The 22,082-nt window shown below is 54.5% G+C and carries 15 protein-coding genes; 8 read left to right on the top strand and 7 right to left on the bottom strand.

Annotation, left to right across the window (positions count from 1 at the left end):
• The 3 genes from RTM06_RS08580 to rcsB form a co-directional block, all read left to right on the top strand.
• On the top strand, positions 1–1,014 hold a 1,014-nt coding region (locus tag RTM06_RS08580), incomplete at its 5' end, for an MFS transporter (protein ID WP_312181420.1).
• A 23-nt stretch (positions 1,015–1,037) separates the two neighbouring features.
• Positions 1,038–3,710, top strand: a complete 2,673-nt coding sequence (rcsD, locus tag RTM06_RS08575; RefSeq protein ID WP_312181491.1) for a phosphotransferase RcsD — start codon at positions 1,038–1,040, stop codon at positions 3,708–3,710.
• A gap of 1 nt (position 3,711) precedes the next feature.
• Positions 3,712–4,362, top strand: a complete 651-nt coding sequence (gene rcsB, locus RTM06_RS08570) for a response regulator transcription factor RcsB (RefSeq protein ID WP_007889370.1) — start codon at positions 3,712–3,714, stop codon at positions 4,360–4,362.
• Between the two features lie 48 nt (positions 4,363–4,410).
• On the opposite strand, the gene rcsC is transcribed toward rcsB, so the two are convergent.
• Both rcsC and gyrA read right to left on the bottom strand, forming a co-directional pair.
• Complete coding sequence (rcsC, locus tag RTM06_RS08565) at positions 4,411–7,266, bottom strand: two-component system sensor histidine kinase RcsC (RefSeq protein ID WP_256696959.1); 2,856 nt, start codon at positions 7,264–7,266, stop codon at positions 4,411–4,413.
• A 163-nt stretch (positions 7,267–7,429) separates the two neighbouring features.
• Positions 7,430–10,069, bottom strand: a complete 2,640-nt coding sequence (gyrA, locus tag RTM06_RS08560; protein ID WP_312181417.1) for a DNA topoisomerase (ATP-hydrolyzing) subunit A — start codon at positions 10,067–10,069, stop codon at positions 7,430–7,432.
• A 176-nt stretch (positions 10,070–10,245) separates the two neighbouring features.
• On the opposite strand from gyrA, the gene ubiG reads away from it, so the two are divergent.
• The 4 genes from ubiG to yfaE all read left to right on the top strand — a co-directional run bounded on the left by ubiG (position 10,246) and on the right by yfaE (position 15,282).
• Positions 10,246–10,971, top strand: coding sequence for a bifunctional 2-polyprenyl-6-hydroxyphenol methylase/3-demethylubiquinol 3-O-methyltransferase UbiG (ubiG, locus tag RTM06_RS08555; RefSeq protein WP_312181415.1), 726 nt, complete (start codon positions 10,246–10,248; stop codon positions 10,969–10,971).
• Positions 10,972–11,549: 578 nt separating this feature from the next.
• Positions 11,550–13,835 carry a class 1a ribonucleoside-diphosphate reductase subunit alpha gene (gene nrdA / locus RTM06_RS08550; protein ID WP_110866577.1) on the top strand — a complete coding sequence of 762 codons (2,286 nt, stop codon included), beginning with the start codon at positions 11,550–11,552 and terminating at the stop codon, positions 13,833–13,835.
• 53 nt (positions 13,836–13,888) lie between these two features.
• Positions 13,889–15,019: a class Ia ribonucleoside-diphosphate reductase subunit beta gene (nrdB, locus tag RTM06_RS08545; RefSeq protein ID WP_312181412.1), complete on the top strand. Its 1,131-nt coding sequence runs from the start codon at positions 13,889–13,891 to the stop codon at positions 15,017–15,019.
• A 2-nt stretch (positions 15,020–15,021) separates the two neighbouring features.
• Positions 15,022–15,282 carry a class I ribonucleotide reductase maintenance protein YfaE gene (gene yfaE / locus RTM06_RS08540; RefSeq protein ID WP_008105122.1) on the top strand — a complete coding sequence of 87 codons (261 nt, stop codon included), beginning with the start codon at positions 15,022–15,024 and terminating at the stop codon, positions 15,280–15,282.
• A gap of 36 nt (positions 15,283–15,318) precedes the next feature.
• Here yfaE and RTM06_RS08535 read toward each other — a convergent pair whose 3' ends face one another.
• Together RTM06_RS08535 and elaB are read right to left on the bottom strand one after the other, a co-directional pair.
• The gene (locus RTM06_RS08535) at positions 15,319–16,515 is read right to left on the bottom strand and encodes a nicotinamide mononucleotide deamidase-related protein YfaY (protein ID WP_312181410.1); all 1,197 of its coding nucleotides are present in this window, start codon (positions 16,513–16,515) and stop codon (positions 15,319–15,321) included.
• 145 nt (positions 16,516–16,660) lie between these two features.
• Positions 16,661–16,969, bottom strand: a complete 309-nt coding sequence (elaB, locus tag RTM06_RS08530; protein WP_256696963.1) for a stress response protein ElaB — start codon at positions 16,967–16,969, stop codon at positions 16,661–16,663.
• A 291-nt stretch (positions 16,970–17,260) separates the two neighbouring features.
• On the opposite strand from elaB, the gene RTM06_RS08525 reads away from it, so the two are divergent.
• Entirely contained in the window at positions 17,261–18,919 is a 1,659-nt protein-coding gene (locus tag RTM06_RS08525) for a glucan biosynthesis protein (RefSeq protein ID WP_312181408.1), read from the top strand.
• 29 nt (positions 18,920–18,948) lie between these two features.
• Here RTM06_RS08525 and RTM06_RS08520 read toward each other — a convergent pair whose 3' ends face one another.
• The 3 genes from RTM06_RS08520 to nuoM form a co-directional block, all read right to left on the bottom strand.
• Positions 18,949–19,401, bottom strand: a complete 453-nt coding sequence (locus RTM06_RS08520) for a GNAT family N-acetyltransferase (RefSeq protein WP_265300492.1) — start codon at positions 19,399–19,401, stop codon at positions 18,949–18,951.
• A 188-nt stretch (positions 19,402–19,589) separates the two neighbouring features.
• Entirely contained in the window at positions 19,590–21,047 is a 1,458-nt protein-coding gene (gene nuoN / locus RTM06_RS08515) for an NADH-quinone oxidoreductase subunit NuoN (RefSeq protein ID WP_008105131.1), read from the bottom strand.
• 6 nt (positions 21,048–21,053) lie between these two features.
• On the bottom strand, positions 21,054–22,082 hold a 1,029-nt coding region (gene nuoM / locus RTM06_RS08510), incomplete at its 5' end, for an NADH-quinone oxidoreductase subunit M (RefSeq protein WP_312181403.1).

The following is a 22,082-nucleotide window of genomic DNA, read 5'->3' as shown; positions in this document are numbered from 1 at the left end:
AGCGGCGCGTCATTGGGCGGTTTGTTGCTGTGTTTAGGCATTGGATCGCTGGCGGCGATGCCGATTACCGGCGGGTTAATCGCGCGTTTCGGTGGTCGTCGGGTGATGTTGTGCTCCACGCTGGTGGTGCTGGCGGTGTTACCGCTGCTGGCGACGCTCAATGTGATGTGGCTGATGGCCGCCACCTTGATGGTGTTTGGTGCCGGACTCGGCATGCTGGATGTGGCGATGAACGTGCAGGCGGTGGAAGTGGAAAAAGCCGCGCGCAAGCCGATGATGTCTGGTTTCCACGGTTTCTTTAGCCTCGGCGGCATTATCGGCGCCGGTTCCGTCAGCTTGCTGCTCGGCAGCGGCCTGACGCCGTTGCAAGCGGTTGGCGCGGTGATGGTGCTGATTGTGTTGCTATTGGTGTGGAGCCTGCCAACGCTGATGACCGAGCGCCTGCATCAGCCCGATCAACCGTGGCTGGTGATCCCGCGCGGCTGGGTCGCTTTCCTCGGTTTGCTCTGCTTTATTCTGTTTCTTGCCGAAGGCGCGGTGCTGGATTGGGGCGCGCTGTTGCTGCTGCAAAGCCCGGATATGAGCCCGGCGCACGCCGGTTTGGGTTATGCGGTGTTCTCCGTGGCGATGACCATTGGTCGTCTGACCGGCGATAAAGTGATTCAACGCTTTGGCCGTTATCCGGTGATGTTGACCGGTGCGCTAGCCGCTGCAGCGGGCATGACGCTGGCGGTGTTATTACCCTGGCCGCAAATCGCGCTGCTGGCTTTCCTGCTGGTGGGTTTTGGCCTCGCCAATACGGTGCCGATGTTATTCAATGCTGCCGGGAATCAACACGATATGCCATCGAATCTGGCGATTTCGGCCATGACAACGTTAGGCTATGCAGGTATTCTTTCAGGTCCGGCTTTAATCGGATTAATTTCCCAGTGGATCAGCCTGAGTGGTGCATTTTTGCTTATCGCTCTGCTGCTGCTGGCCGTCGCTGCCAGTGCCCGACGGGTTGCGCGCTAATTCCATGATCCTGAGACACTATGCTGCCTTATAAATTTCCTCTGACATCCGGCAATGTAACGCGCTTTTTCGTGGTGTTTAACCTGGTGCTTTTTCTGGCGCTGGGCGCGATGGTGCACAACAGCGTCAATGCCTGGATGACAGAGAAGCGCTATGCGATGACCGATTTGGCGCGCGCGATGCAGAAACGTATCGATGCGTCGCGCTTCGCTACGTGGCAGATCTATGAAAACCTGGCCACCAGCGCCGCCGGGTCGTCACCGAACAGCAATCTTCAGGAAACCCGCCTGCGTCCGGATGTCTATTATCTGGAAAAAACCCGCCGCAAAACCGAAGCGCTGATTTTTGGTTCGCACGATGGCAGCACGCTGGATATGACCATGCGCATGTCCAACTATCTCGATACGCTGTGGGGCGCGGAAAATCCGACCTGGTCGATGTACTTCCTTAATGGTCAGGATAACAGCCTGATTATGATCTCCACGCTGCCGCTGAAAGACATGGCGACGCGTTATAAAGAGAGCGCGATTAATACGCTGGTTGATAGCCGCCGCGCCGAAATGCTGCAGCAGGCTAATGCGCTGGATGAGCGCGAAAGTTTCTCGCCGCTGCGTCATTTCGCCTGGCAGAACGATCACTACTTTACGCTGCGTACTACCTTCAATCAGCCAGGCCACTTAGCCACCGTGGTGGCGTTCGATTTGCCGGTTAACGATCTGATCCCGCGCAATATGCCGCTGGAGAATTTCCAGCTGCGTCAGGACGCCACGCAAACTTCCACCACCGCCACCACCGCCACCACCAGCGACGACACCAGCAGCGAAAGCACCCACGTGGCGCTGGTGAATCCGAATCTGGAGATCGCCGCATCGCTGCCAAGTACGTCGCTGCAGCTGGTGTATCGCGTGCCGCTCACCAGCCTGGCGCTGGATACGCTGCATAACCTGATGTGGCCGCTGTTGATCAACCTTGTGCTGTTTTTATTGTCGATTGCCGGTATTACGCTGCTGCGTCAGCAGTCGCTGCGCCCGAACGAAAACCAAAGCGCCGAGCTGGATTCGCTGCGCATGCTGAATGAAGAGATCGTCGCCAGCTTGCCGGTCGGCTTGCTGGTGTACGACTTCGCCACCAACCGCACGCTGCTCAGCAATAAAATTGCTGAACATCTGCTGCCGCACCTGAATTTGCAGAAAATCATCAATATGTCGGATCAGCATCAGGGCGTATTGCAGGCCACCATCAATAACGAAGTGTATGAGATTCGCCACGCGCGCAGCGTGCTGTCACCGCATACCCAGCTGTTTATGATGCGCGATCAGGACCGTGAATTACTGGTGAATAAGAAGCTACAGAAGGCGCAACAGGTGCTGGATCGCAATCACCAGATGCGTCAGCAACTGATGCACAATCTCGGTCACGCGCTGAATCGTCCGCTGCAAAGCATGGTTAAGCAGTTGGTGCAACTCAGCCAGCGCGACGATGATGAAAGCGTGCTCGATCTGCTCGACGAGAGCCAGGGCTTGGCGCGTCTGGTCGATGATATCGTGCTGCTCAATCGCCTTGAAGCGCATGACTGGTCGCCAGATGCCAGCGTGTTCAACCTGCAGGATATGCTGGATGAAATTGCGCTGGAAAGCCTGCCGCTGCTGCGCCGTAAAGGTCTGGCTTTAGTGGTGAACAACCATTTAGCCAATGACGAGATGCGCTTTGGCGATCGTCGTGCATTGCGTAAAGTGCTGACCACGTTGATGCACTATTCGCTGACCACCACGCGCTGGGGCAAGATTTCGCTGGAGATTAAAACCACAGAAGACAAGCCTAATCAGGTCTTGCTGCAGCTGGTGGATACCGGCTCTGGCTTGAGCGTCGATGAACTGGCGAATGTCGATTTCCCCTATCTTGGTGAAACCACGCAGGATCGTTTTGGCCAGGCATCCGGCATGGCATTTTTCCTCTGTAAGCAGCTGTGCAAACAGATGGGCGGCCAGCTGGAGATCATCGCTAAACCTGATATCGGCACACGCTACAACATCCAATTGCCGCTGGCGTTAGAGCAGCAAGGTGAGCAGGAAGAGAAACTGCTGGAAGGCGTGACCGCGTTGGTGGATATCGCCGTCGAAGATGTACACAAGATCGTTTGCCGCCACCTCGAAAACTGGGGCGCGAAATGCCTGACGTCGGATGAACGCTTAACCGGTCAGGATCATGATGTGCTGGTGACCGACGATCCCGCCCGTCTGAACGGTTGGGCGCTGTTACTGGCTGGTGACGAAATGGGTCATCACGCGTTGAACGATCAACAATTCCGGGTCAACTTCAATCTCAGTAATGCACTGCTTGATGCGCTGCTGGCCCTGATTGAAAAGCAGCTTTCTCATGATTTGTTAGAGGAGAGTCGCGAAGATGAAGAAGCCACGCCGCTGATGAGCGGAGGCTATTTCCAGCTGTTTACCGAGACAGTACCGCCAGATGTGAAGAGACTGTATACTGAAGCGGCGGAAAAGGATTATCCCTCGCTTGCTCAGACAGCACATCGCCTGAAAGGCGTGTTTGCCATGCTCAATCTGGGGTCAGGTAAACTGCTTTGTGAAGCGTTAGAACAACACATTAAAGTATGTGACGATTTAACCATTAAAAATACCACCAGTGAAATTGACGCGTACGTCAGCCAACTGCTGCAGCAAGGTAACCAATAAGATGAATAACTTGAACGTAATTATTGCCGATGACCATCCGATCGTTCTGTTCGGTATCCGTAAGTCACTGGAACAGATTGAATGGGTTAACGTTGTAGGTGAGTTTGAAGACTCAACAGCATTAGTAAACAGCTTGCCTAAACTGGACGCCAATGTCCTGATTACCGACCTCTCCATGCCAGGCGAGAAGTACGGTGACGGTATCACCCTGATCAAATACATCAAACGTCACTATCCGGATCTCTCGATTATCGTTCTTACCATGAACAATAACCCAGCGATCCTGAGCGCGGTGTTGGATCTGGATATCGAAGGGATCGTACTGAAGCAAGGTGCACCAACCGATCTGCCAAAAGCGCTGGCTGCTCTGCAGAAAGGCAAAAAATATACGCCGGAAAGCGTGGCAAAACTGCTGGAGCGCATCAGCGCTGGCGGTTACGGTGACAAACGTCTGTCACCGAAAGAGAGTGAAGTACTGCGTCTGTTCGCAGAAGGTTTCCTGGTGACTGAGATTGCTAAGAAACTGAACCGCAGTATCAAAACCATCAGTAGCCAGAAGAAATCAGCCATGATGAAACTGGGCGTGGAAAACGATATCGCGCTGCTGAACTATCTCTCTTCGGTTAGCGCCACTCAGGTCGACAAAGAGTAATCCTCAATGGGCGGCGTCTTCTGACACCGCCCATTATTTGCTCGCGTATTACGCCCCTTCCCTGCCCTTTCTGACGCGTTCCGCATACACCGCCAGCGTACTTTTCAGCACATCCAGTGTAACCGGCTTCGACAAACAGTTATCCATGCCCGCATCCATACAGCGCTGCTTCTCTTCCGCTAACGCATTGGCCGTGACGCCAATCACCGGGAAAGTATGTCCTAACTGACGCAGACGTTGTGTCAGACGATAACCATCCATGTTCGGCATGTTCACATCGCTCAGCACGATATCGATATGGTTGCGACTCAGCACGTTCAGCGCATCCACGCCGTCCTGCGCGGTTTTGGTCTGATAACCCACGGTGCCGAGCTGTTCTGACAGCAGCATGCGGTTGATCGGATGGTCATCAACAATCAGCACGATGATATCTTCGAAGGTCGCAGCTGCTTTTGCCGCGGTTAACGGCAGCGGCGTGGCGGTTTCGCTATTGATGTTGATGCGGTAGATGCGGCCGAGCAGCTGCGGCAGATCGTGCAGCATCGCGCTGCTCTGGATCCATTGACCCGGCGCGGTTTCGTGCGGCATATCGATGTGCTGACCACAGATACGAATATGCGCGCGTCCGCTTTGCGCAGCGAGCTCATCGTGATCGCTAATGATCACATCATCCGCTGCCGCCTGACCGCGATAATACGCCACCTGAATGCCCTGCTGTTGCAGCAGACGCAGCAGGAAGCTGGCGAGGTATTCATTACGCATATCCAGCCAGATGGCTTTTTCCTGCAAGCCGTCCAGCAGCGGTGGTGCCGCCATCTGACCGGAATAGATCGGAATGCGCACGATAAACTGACTGCCCATGCCCGGTTCGGAATCGACTTCAATATCACCGTCCATCATGTTGATCAGTTTTTCACAGATCGCCAGCCCTAAGCCGGTTCCCTGGAAGTTACGTTGCACGCCCGAACCTACCTGGAAGAACGGATCGAACAGGCGCGTCACCTCTTTGGCCGGAATACCGACGCCGGTATCACGCACGCGGAACGCCAGATATCCCTCTTTGACGTAAGCATGCAGGATGATGCAGCCGGTATGCGTGAATTTGATGGCGTTGTTCAGCAGGTTAGATATCACCTGCTGCAGACGCATCGCGTCGCCATCCAGGGTCAGCGGCACATCGTTTTCGATAAACACGTACAGCGTCAGGCGTTTGCGCACCACCAGCGAGAGATAGTTACTGGCAATGTGATTGACCACTTCACGCGGCGAGAAAGGATGTGGCTCAATTTTCAGCTGTTCGGATTCAATCTTCGAGAAGTCGAGGATATCGCTGATGATCTTCAGCAACAGGCTCGACGAGTTGTTCATCGCCGTCACCAGTGAATCGACGCCTTTCGGCAGCACTTTGGTTTGCAGCAGATCGAGGTTACCGATAATGCCGTACAGCGGCGTGCGCAGTTCGTGGCTGACGGTGGCGAGGAACATCGATTTCGACTGGCTGGCCTGCTCGGCCGAGTGCGCCATCTCCTGCAGCGACTGCTCCATACGCACGCGCGCCGAGACATCGACCAGCACGCAAATCGCCACGTTTTCATTGCGATAACGCGAATGCACAAAGCTGATTTGCAGGTTAGTGTTGCTGCCGGTCAGCACATCGACAAAGTTAACCTGCTGACCACCGATGATTTCATTCAGACGCTGGCGATCTTCCTGCGTCAGCAGCGTCAGATAATTGTGTGCCAACTCGTTACTCAGAATGTTGGTGCCGTCGCTGGTGCGCAGAATACAGATGCCGACCGGCGCCGAGGCGACAATTTTGCGGTTGAACTGTTCGTGTTCCTCCAGTCGATGCGCATTCTCTTCAGCCGGCAGGAACATGCGGCGCTCAAAAACCCACGCCAGCGTGAACAAAATTACCGCCGTAAAGATATTAAGCAGCAGCGCGTTAATCAGCATCAGCTTGAGTTGATCCATCAACACGTCGGTGGAAAGCGACCACACCACATTGAGATTGGAAGGTGGCAGCGGCTTCTTCAGCACCAGCTGGCGATAGCTGTCGAGATAGCCGAACCAGGTGCTGTTGTCCGGCAGATCGTCAAGCGAGTAGCCCGGCCCGCCGCGACGTGAACTGAGCAGCGGACGGTAATTTTCATCGGTGATGGTGGCCACCAGCGGCAAACCGCCCGGCTGAATGAACTCATCCAGGCGGATATTCTGCTCCACGCCCAGCAGCGCCTGCAGTTTGTTCGCCACATACACCGGCATCACCATATAGAAGTTGCCGACGCCCGGCTGCGCGCTGCTGGTGATCCAGTACATCGGCTGGCGGCGCTCTTCTTCATTGCCGTTGCGATAGTGCAGCACGCGTTCACGCAGCGCTTTCAGGCTACGTTCACGATCGACTGAATTGTTGCTGCCGATGGTGAAATCGGCCAGACACTGGTTTTCGCCACCGATGAAGAACACGCGGTTCAATTCATACGCAGAGGCAAAATTGCTTTTCCAGTAATTGATGTAGTAGCTGAGCGAATCCAGCGAGTTGCGCCATGTGTTGCTCATTGAGGTGCAGTCGCCATCGGAAAACAGCGGCGTGAACTGCGGTAGTGCACCTTTGCCCGGCGGCAAACCGTTGAGCACATCCAGACCATTAGCACTGCTGCTCAGGCGATTTTCGGTGATGTATTTCAGCTCGCGCATCACATCCGCCGAGTGGCGTACGTACCACTCAGCCTGACCGTAATTGGTGGCAAACTCCTGACGCACCGCGTTCTCTTTCTCGTGCAGCACGTTGATGATGTAGAAAGTGGTCAGCAGCGCACCCAGCGCCCAGAGCAGCAACGCCAGCGCACGAAACAGATAGCGCGAAATTCGAAGCGTAGTGCGAAAGGAGACAAGATATTTCAAAAGAGGCTCACTGGCGGTAAGAGTTATCAGGATGTTGAAAAGCTTTCATACACTAGCTTTATCGGCCCTAAAAAGCCAGCTAGCCCGCGCCTTTAGGGGAAAACTCAGATAAAAAAACGGCAGGTCAGTTTCCTGACCTGCCGTTTCATAAAGCCGTTACGAATTACTCTTCGTCGTCAGCTTCTGGTGCTTCGTCGTCGCTGTCCACTTCCGGCGCGATATCCTCCTCGCCTTCCGCTACGCTACCGTCGATGGCGTCGAGTTCTTCCTCTTCCACCGGCTCAGCAACGCGTTGCAGACCCACCACGTTTTCATCTTCCGCAGTACGGATCAGAATCACGCCTTGGGTGTTACGGCCAACCACGCTGACTTCCGATACGCGAGTACGCACCAGCGTACCGGCATCAGTGATCATCATGATCTGATCGCCATCCACCACCTGCACCGCACCGATAACTGGCCCGTTACGATCGGTGACTTTAATCGAGATCACACCCTGGGTCGCACGCGACTTGGTTGGATACTCGGTATTGGCGGTACGTTTACCGTAACCATTCTGCGTCACGGTGAGGATCGCGCCCTCTTCGCGTGGCACAATCAGCGACACCACTTTATCGCGTTCAGCCAGCTTGATACCGCGCACGCCCGAAGCCGAACGGCCCATCGCACGTACCGCAGTTTCAGCGAAGCGCACCACCTTACCGGCGGCAGAGAACAGCATCGCTTCGTCGCTACCGTTGGTCAGCGCCACACCAATCAGCTCATCATCCTCACGCAGGTTGATGGCGATAATGCCCGCGCTACGCGGACGGCTGAACTCTTGCAACGCGGTTTTCTTCACGGTACCGCTCGCGGTGGCCATGAAGATGTTGAAGCCTTCGGTGTATTCACGCACCGGCAGAATGGCGGTGATACGTTCGTTAGCTTCCAGCGGCAACAGGTTGACGATTGGACGACCGCGCGCGCCACGGCTGGCTTCCGGCAGCTGATAGACCTTCATCCAGTAGAGACGGCCACGGCTGGAGAAGCACAGAATGGTGTCATGGGTGTTGGCCACCAGCAGACGGTCGATAAAGTCTTCTTCTTTAATACGTGCGGCGGATTTGCCTTTACCACCGCGACGCTGGGCTTCATAGTCCGTCAGCGGTTGGTATTTGACATAACCCTGATGCGACAGCGTCACCACAACGTCTTCCTGATTAATCAGGTCTTCGATGTTGATGTCTGCACTGTTCGCGGTGATTTCAGTACGACGTGCATCGCCGAACTGATCGCGCATCAGCTCCAGCTCTTCACGGATCACTTCCATCAGGCGCTCAGCGCTCTGCAGGATGTGCAGCAGTTCAGCGATCTGATCCAGCAGCTCTTTGTATTCGTCGAGCAGTTTTTCGTGCTCAAGGCCGGTCAGTTTCTGCAGACGCAGATCCAGAATCGCCTGCGCTTGCTGTTCGGTCAGATAATATTGACCCTCGCGAATACCAAACTCGGCTTCCAGCCACTCTGGACGTGCGGCATCGTTGCCGGCACGTTCCAGCATCGCGGCAACGTTACCCAGATCCCACGACTGTGCCAACAGGCTCAGTTTCGCTTCGGCTGGCGTGGGTGCACGACGAATCAGTTCGATTATTGGATCGATGTTCGCCAGCGCAATCGCCAGGCCTTCAAGGATGTGGGCACGATCGCGCGCTTTACGCAGCTCGAAAATGGTACGGCGCGTAACCACTTCGCGACGGTGACGTACGAAGGCTTCGATGATGCCTTTCAGCGTCATGATCTTCGGCTGGCCCTGATGCAGCGCCACCATGTTGATGCCGAAAGAGACCTGCAGCTGGGTCAGCGAGTAGAGGTTGTTGAGAACCACTTCACCGACCGCATCGCGTTTGATCTCAATGACAACACGCATGCCGTCTTTGTCAGATTCGTCACGCAGCGCGCTGATGCCTTCCACGCGCTTCTCTTTCACCAGCTCGGCGATCTTCTCAATCAGGCGCGCTTTGTTCACCTGATACGGCAGTTCGTGAACGATGATGGTTTCACGGCCGGTCTTGGCATCAGTTTCCACTTCGCCACGTGCGCGGATGTAAATCTTACCGCGCCCGGTGCGATAGGCTTCTTCGATACCGCGACGACCATTGATGAACGCAGCGGTCGGGAAATCTGGCCCGGTGATGTGCTCCATCAAACCTTCAACGGTGATGTCTTCATCTTCGATGAAGGCCAGACAGCCGTTGATCACTTCCGTGAGGTTGTGCGGTGGAATGTTGGTTGCCATACCTACCGCGATACCGGACGAACCGTTTACCAGCAGGTTAGGAATTTTGGTTGGCAGGACTTCAGGGATCTGCTCGGTGCCGTCATAGTTCGGCACGAAATCGACAGTTTCCTTTTCCAGGTCAGCCAGCAGCTCCGAAGAGATCTTTGCCATGCGCACTTCGGTATAACGCATCGCTGCGGCGGAGTCGCCGTCGACCGAACCAAAGTTACCCTGACCGTCAACCAGCATGTAGCGCAGGGAGAATGGCTGGGCCATACGCACGATACTTTCGTATACCGCGGAATCGCCGTGCGGGTGATATTTACCGATGACGTCACCGACCACACGGGCGGATTTTTTATAGGGTTTATTCCAGTCGTTGCCCAGTTCGCTCATGGCAAAAAGCACACGGCGGTGTACCGGCTTCAGACCATCACGCACATCGGGTAAGGCTCGGCCAACAATGACCGACATGGCGTAATCGAGGTAGGAGTTTTTTAACTCTTCTTCGATATTGACCGGTGTAATTTCTCTCGCAAGGTCGCTCATGGAGCCGCTATCCCTCTACATAATCCCGGATTTAAAGGTGCGAAAGTATATCACATCGCTTCCCTTCGGTGAACGTTAACCAGGCCTTAATCCCGCTTTTCCTTGAGCGTGAAAGATGCGTTCGCGTGACTTAAGCGTTTATACTGAGGGAATATTTTGTCTGGAGTGATGATTCAATGAGTGAACAACCGCAGGAAAGCCGCCAGAACGTTGACCACGCCGAGATTGCCAAGTTTGAGGCCGTGGCATCCCGCTGGTGGGATTTAGAGGGTGAATTTAAGCCGTTGCACCGTATCAATCCCCTGCGACTCGGCTGGATAGCACAGCACAGCAATGGCCTGTTCGGTAAGAAAGTGCTCGATGTCGGCTGCGGTGGCGGCATTCTGGCGGAGAGCATGGCGCGTGAAGGCGCTGAAGTTACCGGCCTGGATATGGGCGCGGAGCCGCTGGAAGTGGCGCGTCTGCACGCGCTCGAGAGCGGCGTTAGCGTTAACTATGTGCAGCAAACCGTGGAAGATCACGCCGCAAGTCATGCCGGGCAATATGATGTGGTGACCTGCATGGAGATGCTCGAGCATGTGCCTGACCCGCGCTCGGTGGTATTGGCCTGCGCGCAGCTGGCGAAGCCCGGCGGCGAAGTGTTCTTCTCCACCATCAACCGCAATCCAAAAGCCTGGCTGCTGGCGGTGTTTGGTGCGGAGTATGTACTACGCATGGTGCCGCGTGGGACGCACGACGTGAAGAAATTCATCCGTCCTGCCGAACTGCTGAACTGGGTCGATGAAACCCCGCTGCGTGAAAGAAACATGATTGGCCTGCATTACAATCCGCTGACCAATCAGTTCCGTCTGGGTCGCGGGGTCGATGTGAACTACATGATTCATACGCATCGCCAGGAGTGATGTCATCCCGGTGCGCATGAATGCGCACCCTACGAAAAATCGCACCATCGTCGTATGTCATCCCGGCGCGCATCAACACGCAGTATCACCGTAGGGTCGCCATTCATGGCGACCTCTTATCCAGATCAATTTCCTTTTAGACGCGTACCAGCCTTTTTTATAGGCTAAGCAAGTCACAAAAAATTCATAAGCAATTTTAGATAAGTTCGCTGCTGACGGCCTTGTCGGGGCTTTTTTCATCTAAGAAAATTCCTGAAGCATGGTGGTTGAGCAAGAAACACGCGTCCGATCATAAAGTGAAAAAAAAGTGCTTAGCGGTTGACACTAAGTGCAGGCCTTGCGGCATGCGGATCCAGGATTTTAGCCAGCCGCTAAGGACGATTTTTTAGTGAAAATCAACTCTTGTTAAGAAGAGATTGCTGACTAGAATACTCACCATATTGTTGTTCAAACTTCCCGCACCCCCTATATATAGTGTTTATCCACAGGCTTACTCACAACGAGCGGCTTGTGCATAAACCTTGTGCATAGATGGGGGATAAATACGTCATTCATGCATGGACAGGTAAAAACGCGACATGAACCAAAGTCTGCTCGTTACTAAACGCGATGGCCGCCAGGAGCGCATTGATCTCGACAAAATTCACCGTGTACTGGATTGGGCAGCCGAAGGGCTGAACAACGTTTCCGTTTCACAGGTTGAACTGCGCTCACACATTCAGTTCTACGATGGCATCAGAACTTCTGATATTCATGAGACCATCATTAAGGCTGCCGCAGACCTGATCTCTCGTGATGCGCCGGATTACCAATACCTGGCCGCGCGTCTGGCTATCTTCCACCTGCGTAAAAAAGCGTACGGCCAGTTTGAGCCGCCGAAGCTGTACGATCAGGTGGTGAAGATGGTGGAGATGGGCAAATACGACCGTCACCTGCTGGAAGATTACAGCACCGAAGAGTTCGAGCAGATGGACGCGTTTATTGACCATTGGCGCGACATGAATTTCTCTTACGCAGCGGTTAAGCAGCTGGAAGGGAAATATCTGGTGCAGAACCGCGTCAGCGGCGAAATCTACGAAAGCGCCCAGTTCCTCTATATCCTGGTAGCAGCGTGCCTGTTCTCTGGCTACCCGCGCGAAACCCGTATGGACTACGTGAAGCGCTTCTACGATGCGATCTCAACCTTCAAGATCTCACTGCCAACGCCTATCATGTCCGGCGTGCGTACACCAACGCGCCAGTTCAGCTCTTGCGTATTGATCGAGTGCGGCGACAGCCTCGACTCTATCAACGCCACTTCTAGCGCCATTGTGAAATACGTTTCACAGCGCGCCGGTATCGGTATTAATGCTGGACGTATTCGTGCGCTGGGTAGCCCGATTCGTGGTGGCGAAGCCTTCCACACCGGCTGTATTCCGTTCTATAAACATTTCCAGACTGCCGTGAAGTCCTGCTCACAGGGCGGCGTGCGCGGTGGTGCAGCGACGCTGTTCTACCCAATGTGGCATCTGGAAGTTGAGAGCCTGCTGGTGCTGAAAAACAACCGTGGTGTTGAAGGCAACCGCGTGCGTCACATGGATTACGGCGTGCAGATCAACAAATTGATGTACACCCGCCTGCTGAAAGGTGAAGACATCACGCTGTTCAGCCCGTCTGACGTGCCTGGCCTGTACGACGCGTTCTTCGCCGATCAGGACGAGTTCGAGCGTCTGTACACCAAATACGAGAAAGACGACAGCATCCGCAAGCAGCGCGTGAAAGCCGTTGAGCTGTTCTCACTGATGATGCAGGAACGTGCTTCAACTGGCCGTATCTACATCCAGAACGTCGATCACTGCAACACTCACAGCCCGTTCGATCCAAGCATCGCCCCGGTTCGTCAGTCGAACCTGTGCCTCGAGATCGCCCTGCCGACCAAACCGCTGAACGACGTCAATGACGAAAGCGGCGAAATCGCTCTGTGTACGCTGTCTGCCTTTAACCTTGGCGCGATTAATAGCCTTGACGATCTGGAAGAGCTGGCCACCCTCGCGGTGCGTGCACTGGATGCGCTGCTGGATTATCAGGATTACCCCATCCCGGCAGCACAACGCGGCGCAATGGGCCGTCGTACCTTGGGTATTGGCGTGATCAACTACGCGTACTACCTGGCGAAAAACGGCGTACGCTACTCCGATGGCAGCGCCAACAACCTGACGCACAAAACCTTCGAAGCCATTCAGTACTACCTGCTGAAAGCCTCGAACGAATTGGCGAAAGAGCAAGGTGCCTGCCCGTGGTTCAAAGAGACCACTTACTCGCAGGGCATTCTACCGATCGATACCTATAAAAAGGATCTCGACGCGGTGTGCAACGAGCCGCTGCATCTGGATTGGGAAGGTCTGCGTGAGTCCATCACCACGCACGGTCTGCGCAACTCAACGCTTTCTGCGCTGATGCCGTCTGAAACCTCTTCGCAGATTTCGAACGCCACTAACGGTATTGAGCCACCGCGCGGACATATCAGTATCAAAGCATCGAAAGACGGCATTCTGCGTCAGGTAGTGCCAGAGTATGAGCGTCTGAAAGATCAGTACGAACTGCTGTGGGAAATGCCGTCTAACGACGGTTATCTGCAGCTGGTTGGCGTGATGCAGAAGTTCATCGATCAGGCGATTTCGTCGAACACCAACTACGATCCGAGCCGTTTTGCTAATGGCAAAGTGCCGATGAAACAGTTGCTGAAAGATCTGCTGACCGCGTACAAGTTCGGCGTGAAAACCCTGTACTATCAAAACACCCGCGACGGGGCGGAAGATGCACAGGACGATCTGGCGCCTTCCATTCAGGATGATGGCTGCGAAAGCGGCGCATGTAAGATCTAATCTCATCTTGTCAGGGCCGACATTGGTCGGCCCTCTTCACATTTGGACTCAAAATGGCTTACACCACATTCTCGCAGAACAAAAATGACCAGCTGAAAGAGCCGATGTTCTTTGGCCAGTCTGTCAACGTTGCCCGTTTCGATCAGCAGAAATATGACATCTTTGAAAAGCTGATTGAAAAGCAGCTCTCCTTCTTCTGGCGTCCCGAAGAAGTGGACGTCTCGCGCGATCGTATCGATTATCAGGCGCTGCCAGAGCATGAAAAGCACATTTTCATCAGCAACCTGAAGTATCAAACGCTGCTGGACTCGATTCAGGGCCGTAGCCCGAACGTGGCGCTGTTGCCGCTGATTTCCATCCCTGAGCTGGAAACCTGGATTGAAACCTGGGCGTTCTCCGAGACCATTCACTCGCGCTCTTACACCCACATTATCCGTAACATCGTTAACGATCCGGCAGTGGTGTTTGACGATATCGTCACCAACGAGCAGATTCTGGCGCGCGCCGAAGACATCTCGAAGTACTACGATGATCTGATCGAGATGACCAGCTACTGGCATCTGCTGGGCGAAGGTACGCATCAGGTCAACGGTAAAACCGTGACCGTGAACCTGCGCGATCTGAAAAAGCAGCTCTATATCTGCCTGATGAGCGTCAACGCGCTGGAAGCAATTCGCTTCTATGTCAGCTTTGCCTGTTCATTTGCTTTCGCCGAGCGCGAGCTGATGGAAGGTAACGCTAAAATCATCAAGCTGATTGCACGTGATGAAGCGCTGCACCTGACTGGCACTCAGCACATGCTGAACCTGCTGCGCACCGGTGAAGACGATCCAGAGATGAAAGCCATCGCCGCAGAGTGCCGCAACGAAGGCTACGACCTGTTCAAGAAAGCAGCCGAGCAGGAAAAAGAGTGGGCAGAATATCTGTTCAGCGGCGGTTCGATGATTGGCCTGAACAAAGACATTCTGTGCCAGTACATTGAGTACATCACCAACATTCGTATGCAGGCGGTCGGTCTTGATCTGCCGTTCCAGACGCGTTCGAACCCGATTCCATGGATCAACTCATGGCTGGTGTCGGACAACGTGCAGGTTGCCCCGCAGGAAGTTGAAGTGAGCTCGTATTTGGTCGGTCAGATTGATTCTGAAGTGGGCGAAGACGATTTCGACGGCTTCCAGCTGTAAGCATGAGCCGCTCTGTTGTTATTCTGCGCAGCTCCGGCTCCCGGCTGGAGTGCGCAGAAGATCATCCCAATCTGCTGACGACGCTGGAAGCTAATAATCTGTGCGTTGAGTTTCAGTGTCGCGAAGGCTACTGCGGCTCTTGCCGTATGCGCTTGCTGAAAGGCGAAGTGGATTATGCGGAAACCCCGTTGGCGTTTGTGCAGCAAGGCGAGATTTTGCCGTGCTGCTGTCGCGCCAAAGGGGAGATTGAGATCGAGTTGTGATTTTAAGTTGGTCGCCATGAATGGCGACCCTACGAATTAACGTTTCACGGTTTCCAACACATCAATCCAGCCGTGCCCGGTGCTGACTTCGCTGCCGTGCAGCCAGCGACGCAGCATGTTCATCGCCATCATCGCCACCACTTTCTGCCGCGTTTCCACGTTATGACGTCCATGAGTGAACTTCACGCGTTGGCCCCAGCTCGCTTCGGGTGTGTGCAGCGCAATCGACACTTCGCCTTCGACTAAATGTCCCACCGACAATGCCAGCGCTGCGCCCTGCTGTTTCGCCCAGTCACGCGTGCGCGCAACCTGCGCTTCCAGATCTTCATCCTGCGGCGGCAGAATCTCGGCTTTGCTGAGCACCACGTCTGCCGCGGCCAGCTGCCAGTTAAGCAAACCGGCGGTGAACTGCTCGCTGAGCGCCAACTGGAAGCCGCGCTGCTGCAACTCGCGCGCCAGTAGCGCCGGTAAACCTTCGGTGCCTTCAAAGATGGTGCACTCCGCCAGCAACAGTTTTACCTGCTGCCACACCAGCTCCATCGCCGCGCGCTGGCTGGCGGGTCCGGTAAGTTTGATTTCAATAATCGGCATTGATGAGCGATAGCCCATCACCACGCCTTCCGGCAGCGGTAGCGGCTCCAGCTCAGCGGCAATATCGCTCTCGCCGCGGCCAAAGGTGGTGAGGCGTAAACACAACGGTGGTTCCGGCAATTCGAAGCGTGCTTTGAGGCGCGGAATAATCTCCTGCTCGACCATCACTTTAAATTCCGACGGCACACCAGGCGTGAAGAAAATCCAGCAGCGATTGAGCTGTATCGCAAAGCCGCACGCGGTGCCGACCGGGTTATCCAGCATCTCGGCGATGGCGGGAATTTCTGCCTGCTTGCGATTGCTCGGCGCCATCATGCGTCCGCGACTGGCGAACCAGGCTTCCATTTTTTCCAGCCAGGCTTGCTGAATGATTAACTCGCTGCCGCTGGCAATGGCTGCGGCCTGCGCACTGAGATCGTCGCTGGTCGGTCCTAAACCACCGTTAACGATCAGCACGTCTGCAATCTGGCTCCGGCTCTGCAGCGCCTCCACCAGCGAGCTCATCGCATCACCGACGGTGCTGCGGCTGGTCATCGGCAAACCGTGCTGGAACAGCACATCGGCCAGCCAGGCGGCGTTGGTATCGACAATCTGCCCATGTAACACTTCATCGCCCGTTGAGAGCATTTCTACACGTATCACGTTGCGTTCTCCTTTTCCCTGTCGCTTTACTGTAGGAAGCGCGCAGGCGAAACACAATCGCGGATGATGCGAAACAGGGATTTAGCGGGAATAAGCGGCGGAATAATCAGGAAGCGGGCGCGAAGCGTGTCGCGCCCGTTGGAACTTAACGTCGAGCCAGCAGTAAACCGACAAACAGGCCAGCGGCGGCACCGATGCCAATCCCCTGCCACGGTTTTTCATGCACATAATCATCGGCACGGTAAGCCGCATTTTTGGCACGATAGTAGTAGCTGTCTGATGCCTGGCTAACGCGCGATTTCACGTCTTCCAGTGCTTGTTCAGCTTTGAGTTTCAGCTCGATGTATTTCTGGTCGGCCGGATCGCCCGATGCGCGTAACACTTCTTCCAGCGTTTCCGTCAGCAGCGTCAGGTCGTCGTCAAGGTGCGTTTCAAATTGGTTTGAAGATGACACTATGTAGTTCCTCCATGTTCCTAACTCGTTGTGGTTTAACTATAGTCTTAAATTCCAGCTTTGCTGGGCGGCAACTGCCAGGATTTAACCGAGTTTCGTCTATCTCAATGCAAAGTTGTGTCATGCCGGGTGGAGCGGCGCGAATTCTGCTTCGCTTATTTGAGTAATCTGATAAATTTTCCGCAGACTGAATTTTTTATTTCCACGACTGTCGTAACTCCCTGTAGTCAGACGTTTCTCGTCTTACGAGAGTCAAAATACACCCGAGCAGCTAAGGATTAGATCTCCGGCATGAATCGTAGAAAATTTATGAAAGCGTCCATGGCCCTCTCCGCTGTTAGCGGCATGACGGGTCTCTCCACGCTGTTTGCACAATCCGCCTGGGCCGATGATGGTATCGCCGACGGTACCGCGGTGCGCTTCGATTTCGATACATTGAAAAAGAAAGCTTCCGCACTGGCAAAACAGCCCTGGGGCGGCGCACCCGGCCCCTTGCCCGACACCCTGGCCAATCTAACGCCTCAGGCCTATAACGAAATTCAGTACGATGCTAATCACTCGCTGTGGAACAACATTGCCGATCGTGAGCTGGACGTGCAATTCTTCCACGTCGGTATGGGCTTCAAGCGCCGCATCCGCATGTTCTCGGTCGATGCCGACAGCCGTGAAGCGCGTGAGATCCACTTCCGCCCGGAGCTGTTCAATTATCACAACGCCAACGTTGATACCAAACAGCTGGTGGGTAAAACCGATCTCGGCTTTGCCGGTTTCCGCGCGTTCAAGAAGCCAGAACTGGCGCGCCGCGATATCGTCTCTTTCCTCGGCGCCAGCTATTTCCGTGCAGTTGATGAGACCTTCCAGTACGGCCTCTCCGCACGCGGCGTGGCGGTCAACACCTTCAGCAACGGCAAGGAAGAGTTTCCGGACTTCACCTCGTTCTGGTTTGAAACGCCAAAAGCCGATGACACCACTTTTGTAGTTTATGCCCTGCTGGATGGCGCGAGCGTTACCGGTGCCTATAAGTTCACCATTCACTGCGAAGAGAAACGCGTGGTGATGGAAGTGGAAAACCACCTGTTTGCGCGTAACGACATTCGCCAGCTCGGCATTGCACCGATGACCAGCATGTTCAGCTGTGGCACCAACGAGCGCCGCATGTGCAACACTTACCATCCGCAAATCCATGACTCCGATCGTCTGGCGATGTGGACCGGTGAAGGCGAGTGGATTGCGCGTCCGCTGAACAACCCGCAGCGTTTGCAGTTCAACGCTTATCAGGATGAAAACCCGCGTGGTTTTGGCCTGCTGCAGCTGGATCATGACTTCAAAAATTATCAGGATGTGATTGGCTGGTACGACAAACGTCCAAGCCTGTGGGTGGAACCGATTGGTAAATGGGGCAAAGGCGCCATTAACGTGATGGAGATTCCAACCACCGGTGAAACCCTGGATAACGTGGTGTGCTTCTGGCAGCCGTCAGAACCGGTGAAAGCCGGCAGGGAGTTCAACTTCCATTACAAACTCTACTGGAGTCAGTTACCGCCAGTGCGCAGTGGTTTGGCGCGTGTCGATGCCACGCGCACCGGTATCGGTGGCTTCCCGGAAGGTTGGGCGCCAGGCGAACACTTCCCGGAAACCTGGTCACGTCGTTTTGCGATTGATTTTGTTGGCGGCGATCTGAAAGCCGCAGCGCCGAAAGGCATTGAGCCGGTGATTACCGTTTCGGAGGGCACATTCAAGCAGGTTGAGATTCTTTACGTCGAGCCATTAAACGGTTACCGCATTCTGTTTGACTGGTATCCGAACAGCGACTCAACCAAACCGGTTGATATGCGCCTGTTCCTGCGTACTAAGGATGAGACGCTGAGTGAAACCTGGCTTTATCAGTACTTCCCGCCACCGCCGGATCAACGTAAATATGTTGATGACCGGCAGATGACGCCGGGCTGATGATTAACGGCGAGGAGCAATCCTCGCCGTTATGCTTTCTGCATGCCGATGTGGGGAATGTCATCTTCCATATACACTTCGGTTACCGCTTTAAAGCCCAGACGACCGTAGAAACCTTCCAGATGTGCCTGCGCAGAGAGATAGATAGCGCGCTGCGACCAATGCTTCTCGCAGCTCTCAAGCGCCTTCTCCATCAAGCGATACCCCAGCTTCAAACCGCGCGCCTCTTCAGAAACGATCACACGACCAATCAGCACGGGTGCAGAGTCTGAAGCTGGCGTTAACACGCGTGCATAGGCCAGCAGCTTACCGTCAAGGAATCCCAAGATGTGGCGGTTATCAGCGGCTAAATCCTGACCATCAATATCCTGATAGGGACAGTTTTGTTCCACGATGAAGACATGATTGCGCAGCGCCAGCAAAGTGTAGAGTTGTTGCGCCGTCAGTTCACTGTGATGGCAATCAAGCCAAAGCATTTCCATGGTGCTTCCTTGTCTGAGCAAAAAAAGTGATCCGTTGAGAATATCACACCGGCTAGGCCAAACGCAGTGAGCAGCAGCGGCAGCTGAAAAGCTCGTGATGACTCTGTGCTCAATCTCTCACTACACAGTAAATTGCAGGCAAAAAAAATCAGGCCCGAAGGCCCGATTTAGTCATGACGCGGTCTGTATTACATCAGCGGCTGCGCCATCTGCACCAGTGTAATCAGCGGCTGCGGATAAACACCGAGCAGCAATACCAGAATCGCAGAGATCAGCACCACAACACCGCCCGCCGTAAACGCCCAGTTGGCTTGCGTGTCGCGGTTGTGCAGTTCCGGCGGGCTGAGGTACAGACTTACCGTTACGCGCAGATAGTAGTAAAGGCCGATCGCACTACCTGCAACCACCGCACCACTCAACCACCACAGATGTGCGTTCACACTTGAGGCGATAACGTAGAATTTACCGATGAAGCCGAGCGTCATTGGAATACCGGCCAGTGACAACATCATCACCGTCATTACCGCAGACAGAATCGGACGATGCCAGAACAGACCGCGATAAGAATAGAGCGTGTCGGCATCCGGACCGCGATACGGGCTCGACATCAGGCTTACTACGCCGAACGCGCCCAGGCTGCTGAACAGGTAACCGGCCAGATAAACGCCCGCGGTTTCCAGCGACAGCTGATGAGTTTTCACCGCAATCAACGCCACTAACAGATAACCAAGGTGCGCGATTGACGAGTAACCAAGCAGACGCTTGATGTTGCTCTGGGAAATCGCCATCAGGTTACCGAACAGAATCGACGCGAAGGCAATGATGCCCAGCACGGTACGAACAGCTTCGCTATCTGTAACTGGCGCGTACATGAACAGTCGCATAATCACGCCAAAGATGGCGATCTTGCTGGCGGTGGCGAGGAAGGTTGAAACCGGCGCAGGCGCACCCTGATAAACGTCTGGCGTCCACAGGTGGAAAGGTACCAGCGACAGTTTGAAGCCCAAACCGATAATCATCATACCCAGACCCAGCAGCAACAGCGGCTCCTGAATCATGCTATCGCTCAGACTTTTGCCGAGCTGCACAAAGCTCAGGCTGCCGGAATCAGCATAAATCAGCGCGATACCGAACAGCAGGAACGATGAGGCCGCCGCTGAAAGAATGGTGTATTTCAGCGACGCTTCCAGCGAACGTTTCTGGCGGAAAGCGTAACCAATCAAACCAAACAGCGGCAGTGACAGCAGTTCGATGCCGATGAACAACGCCGCCAGATGGTTGGCGCTCGCCAGCACAATCCCACCGAGTGCCGCAATCAGCACCAGCAGATAGAACTCATCTTTGTTGTCCGGGAAACCGGCCAGCCACGGATAAGCGAAAGTGCAGGTGGCTAAACTCGCCAGCACTACCAGCGCGGTATAGAACATCGAATAGCCATCAACGCGCAGCAGCGGCGTGACATCCATCGCTCCCGCCTGGCCCACAAACCACAGAGAAAACAGCGCAATGTTAAGTCCGATCACCGTCAACGTGGCATTAACAAAGTGATTGCGTCGCCACGCAATGGACAGCATCACCACCACCACCGTCAATCCGACGATCAACAGCGGCAGTAACGCGATCAGATGTTGAGGAGTTATTGTCATGGCGAATTACGGCCTTGTAGTTGAAATTGAAGCGGTAAACCACTGCTGAATATTGCTCATCGCAGCATGGGATGTGTCGAGGATTGGCTGTGGATAGGTCCCCAGCAGCACCAGCAACACTACCAATACGCCGATAGTCAGGAACTCACGCGGTGACATGCCTGGCAGCGGATCTTTCGACTTGGCTTCGCCGAAGTAAGCGCGCTGCATCATGATCAGGGAGTAAACCGAAGCAAACACCAGACCAAAGGTTGCGATGACGATAATCACCGGCACCACCTGGAAACTGCCGGTCAGAATCATGAATTCGCCAACAAAGTTACCGGTGCCCGGCATACCGAGGTTTGCAACCGCAAAGAACAGTGACAGACCCGGAATCCATTTGATTCGTGACCACAAACCGCCCATCTGACGAAGGTCGCGGGTATGCAGACGCTCATACAGCTGACCGCACAAGATGAACAGTGCCGCAGCAGAAAGACCGTGCGCAATCATCTGAATGACCGCGCCCTGGAAGGCCAGTTGGCTGCCGGTGTAGATGGCGATCAACACGAAACCCATGTGCGAAATCGAGGTGTAAGCAATCAAACGTTTGATATCGAACTGGGAGAACGCCATCCATGCACCGTAGAAGATGCCGATGATACCGAGCCACATGGCAATCGGTGCGAACTCTGCTGACGCATTTGGGAACAGCGGCAGGCTAAAACGCAGCAAGCCGTAGGCCGCGGTTTTCAGCAAGATACCTGCGAGGTCAACCGAACCGGCGGTTGGTGCCTGGCTATGCGCATCTGGCAGCCAACCGTGCAATGGCACCACCGGCATTTTTACCGCAAAGGCAATGAAGAAGCCGAGCATCAGCAGATACTCAACGGTGTGCGACATCGGCGTTTTCAGCAACTCTTCGTAGCTGAAAGTCCAAACGCCAGTGGCGTTATAGTGCACAAACACCAGCGCCAGAATCGACACCAACATGATCAGACCGGATGCCTGGGTGTAGATGAAGAACTTGGTTGCAGCGCTGATACGCGTTTT

The sequence above is a fragment of the Pantoea sp. CTOTU46764 genome (genome assembly GCF_031974595.1).
In the GTDB taxonomy this organism is placed as follows: Bacteria; Pseudomonadota; Gammaproteobacteria; order Enterobacterales; family Enterobacteriaceae; genus Pantoea; species Pantoea trifolii.
This window is presented reverse-complemented; position numbering and strand designations above follow the sequence as displayed.

Bases quoted from the DNA above. Each gene is read 5' to 3' on its own strand.
- RTM06_RS08520 (WP_265300492.1), bottom strand. From the start codon at position 19,401: ATGGAAATGCTTTGGCTTGATTGCCATCACAGTGAACTGACGGCGCAA.
- nrdB (WP_312181412.1), top strand. From the start codon at position 13,889: ATGGCTTACACCACATTCTCGCAGAACAAAAATGACCAGCTGAAAGAG.
- rcsB (WP_007889370.1), top strand. From the start codon at position 3,712: ATGAATAACTTGAACGTAATTATTGCCGATGACCATCCGATCGTTCTG.
- yfaE (WP_008105122.1), top strand. From the start codon at position 15,022: ATGAGCCGCTCTGTTGTTATTCTGCGCAGCTCCGGCTCCCGGCTGGAG.
- nrdA (WP_110866577.1), top strand. From the start codon at position 11,550: ATGAACCAAAGTCTGCTCGTTACTAAACGCGATGGCCGCCAGGAGCGC.
- RTM06_RS08525 (WP_312181408.1), top strand. From the start codon at position 17,261: ATGAATCGTAGAAAATTTATGAAAGCGTCCATGGCCCTCTCCGCTGTT.
- gyrA (WP_312181417.1), bottom strand. From the start codon at position 10,069: ATGAGCGACCTTGCGAGAGAAATTACACCGGTCAATATCGAAGAAGAG.
- nuoN (WP_008105131.1), bottom strand. From the start codon at position 21,047: ATGACAATAACTCCTCAACATCTGATCGCGTTACTGCCGCTGTTGATC.
- ubiG (WP_312181415.1), top strand. From the start codon at position 10,246: ATGAGTGAACAACCGCAGGAAAGCCGCCAGAACGTTGACCACGCCGAG.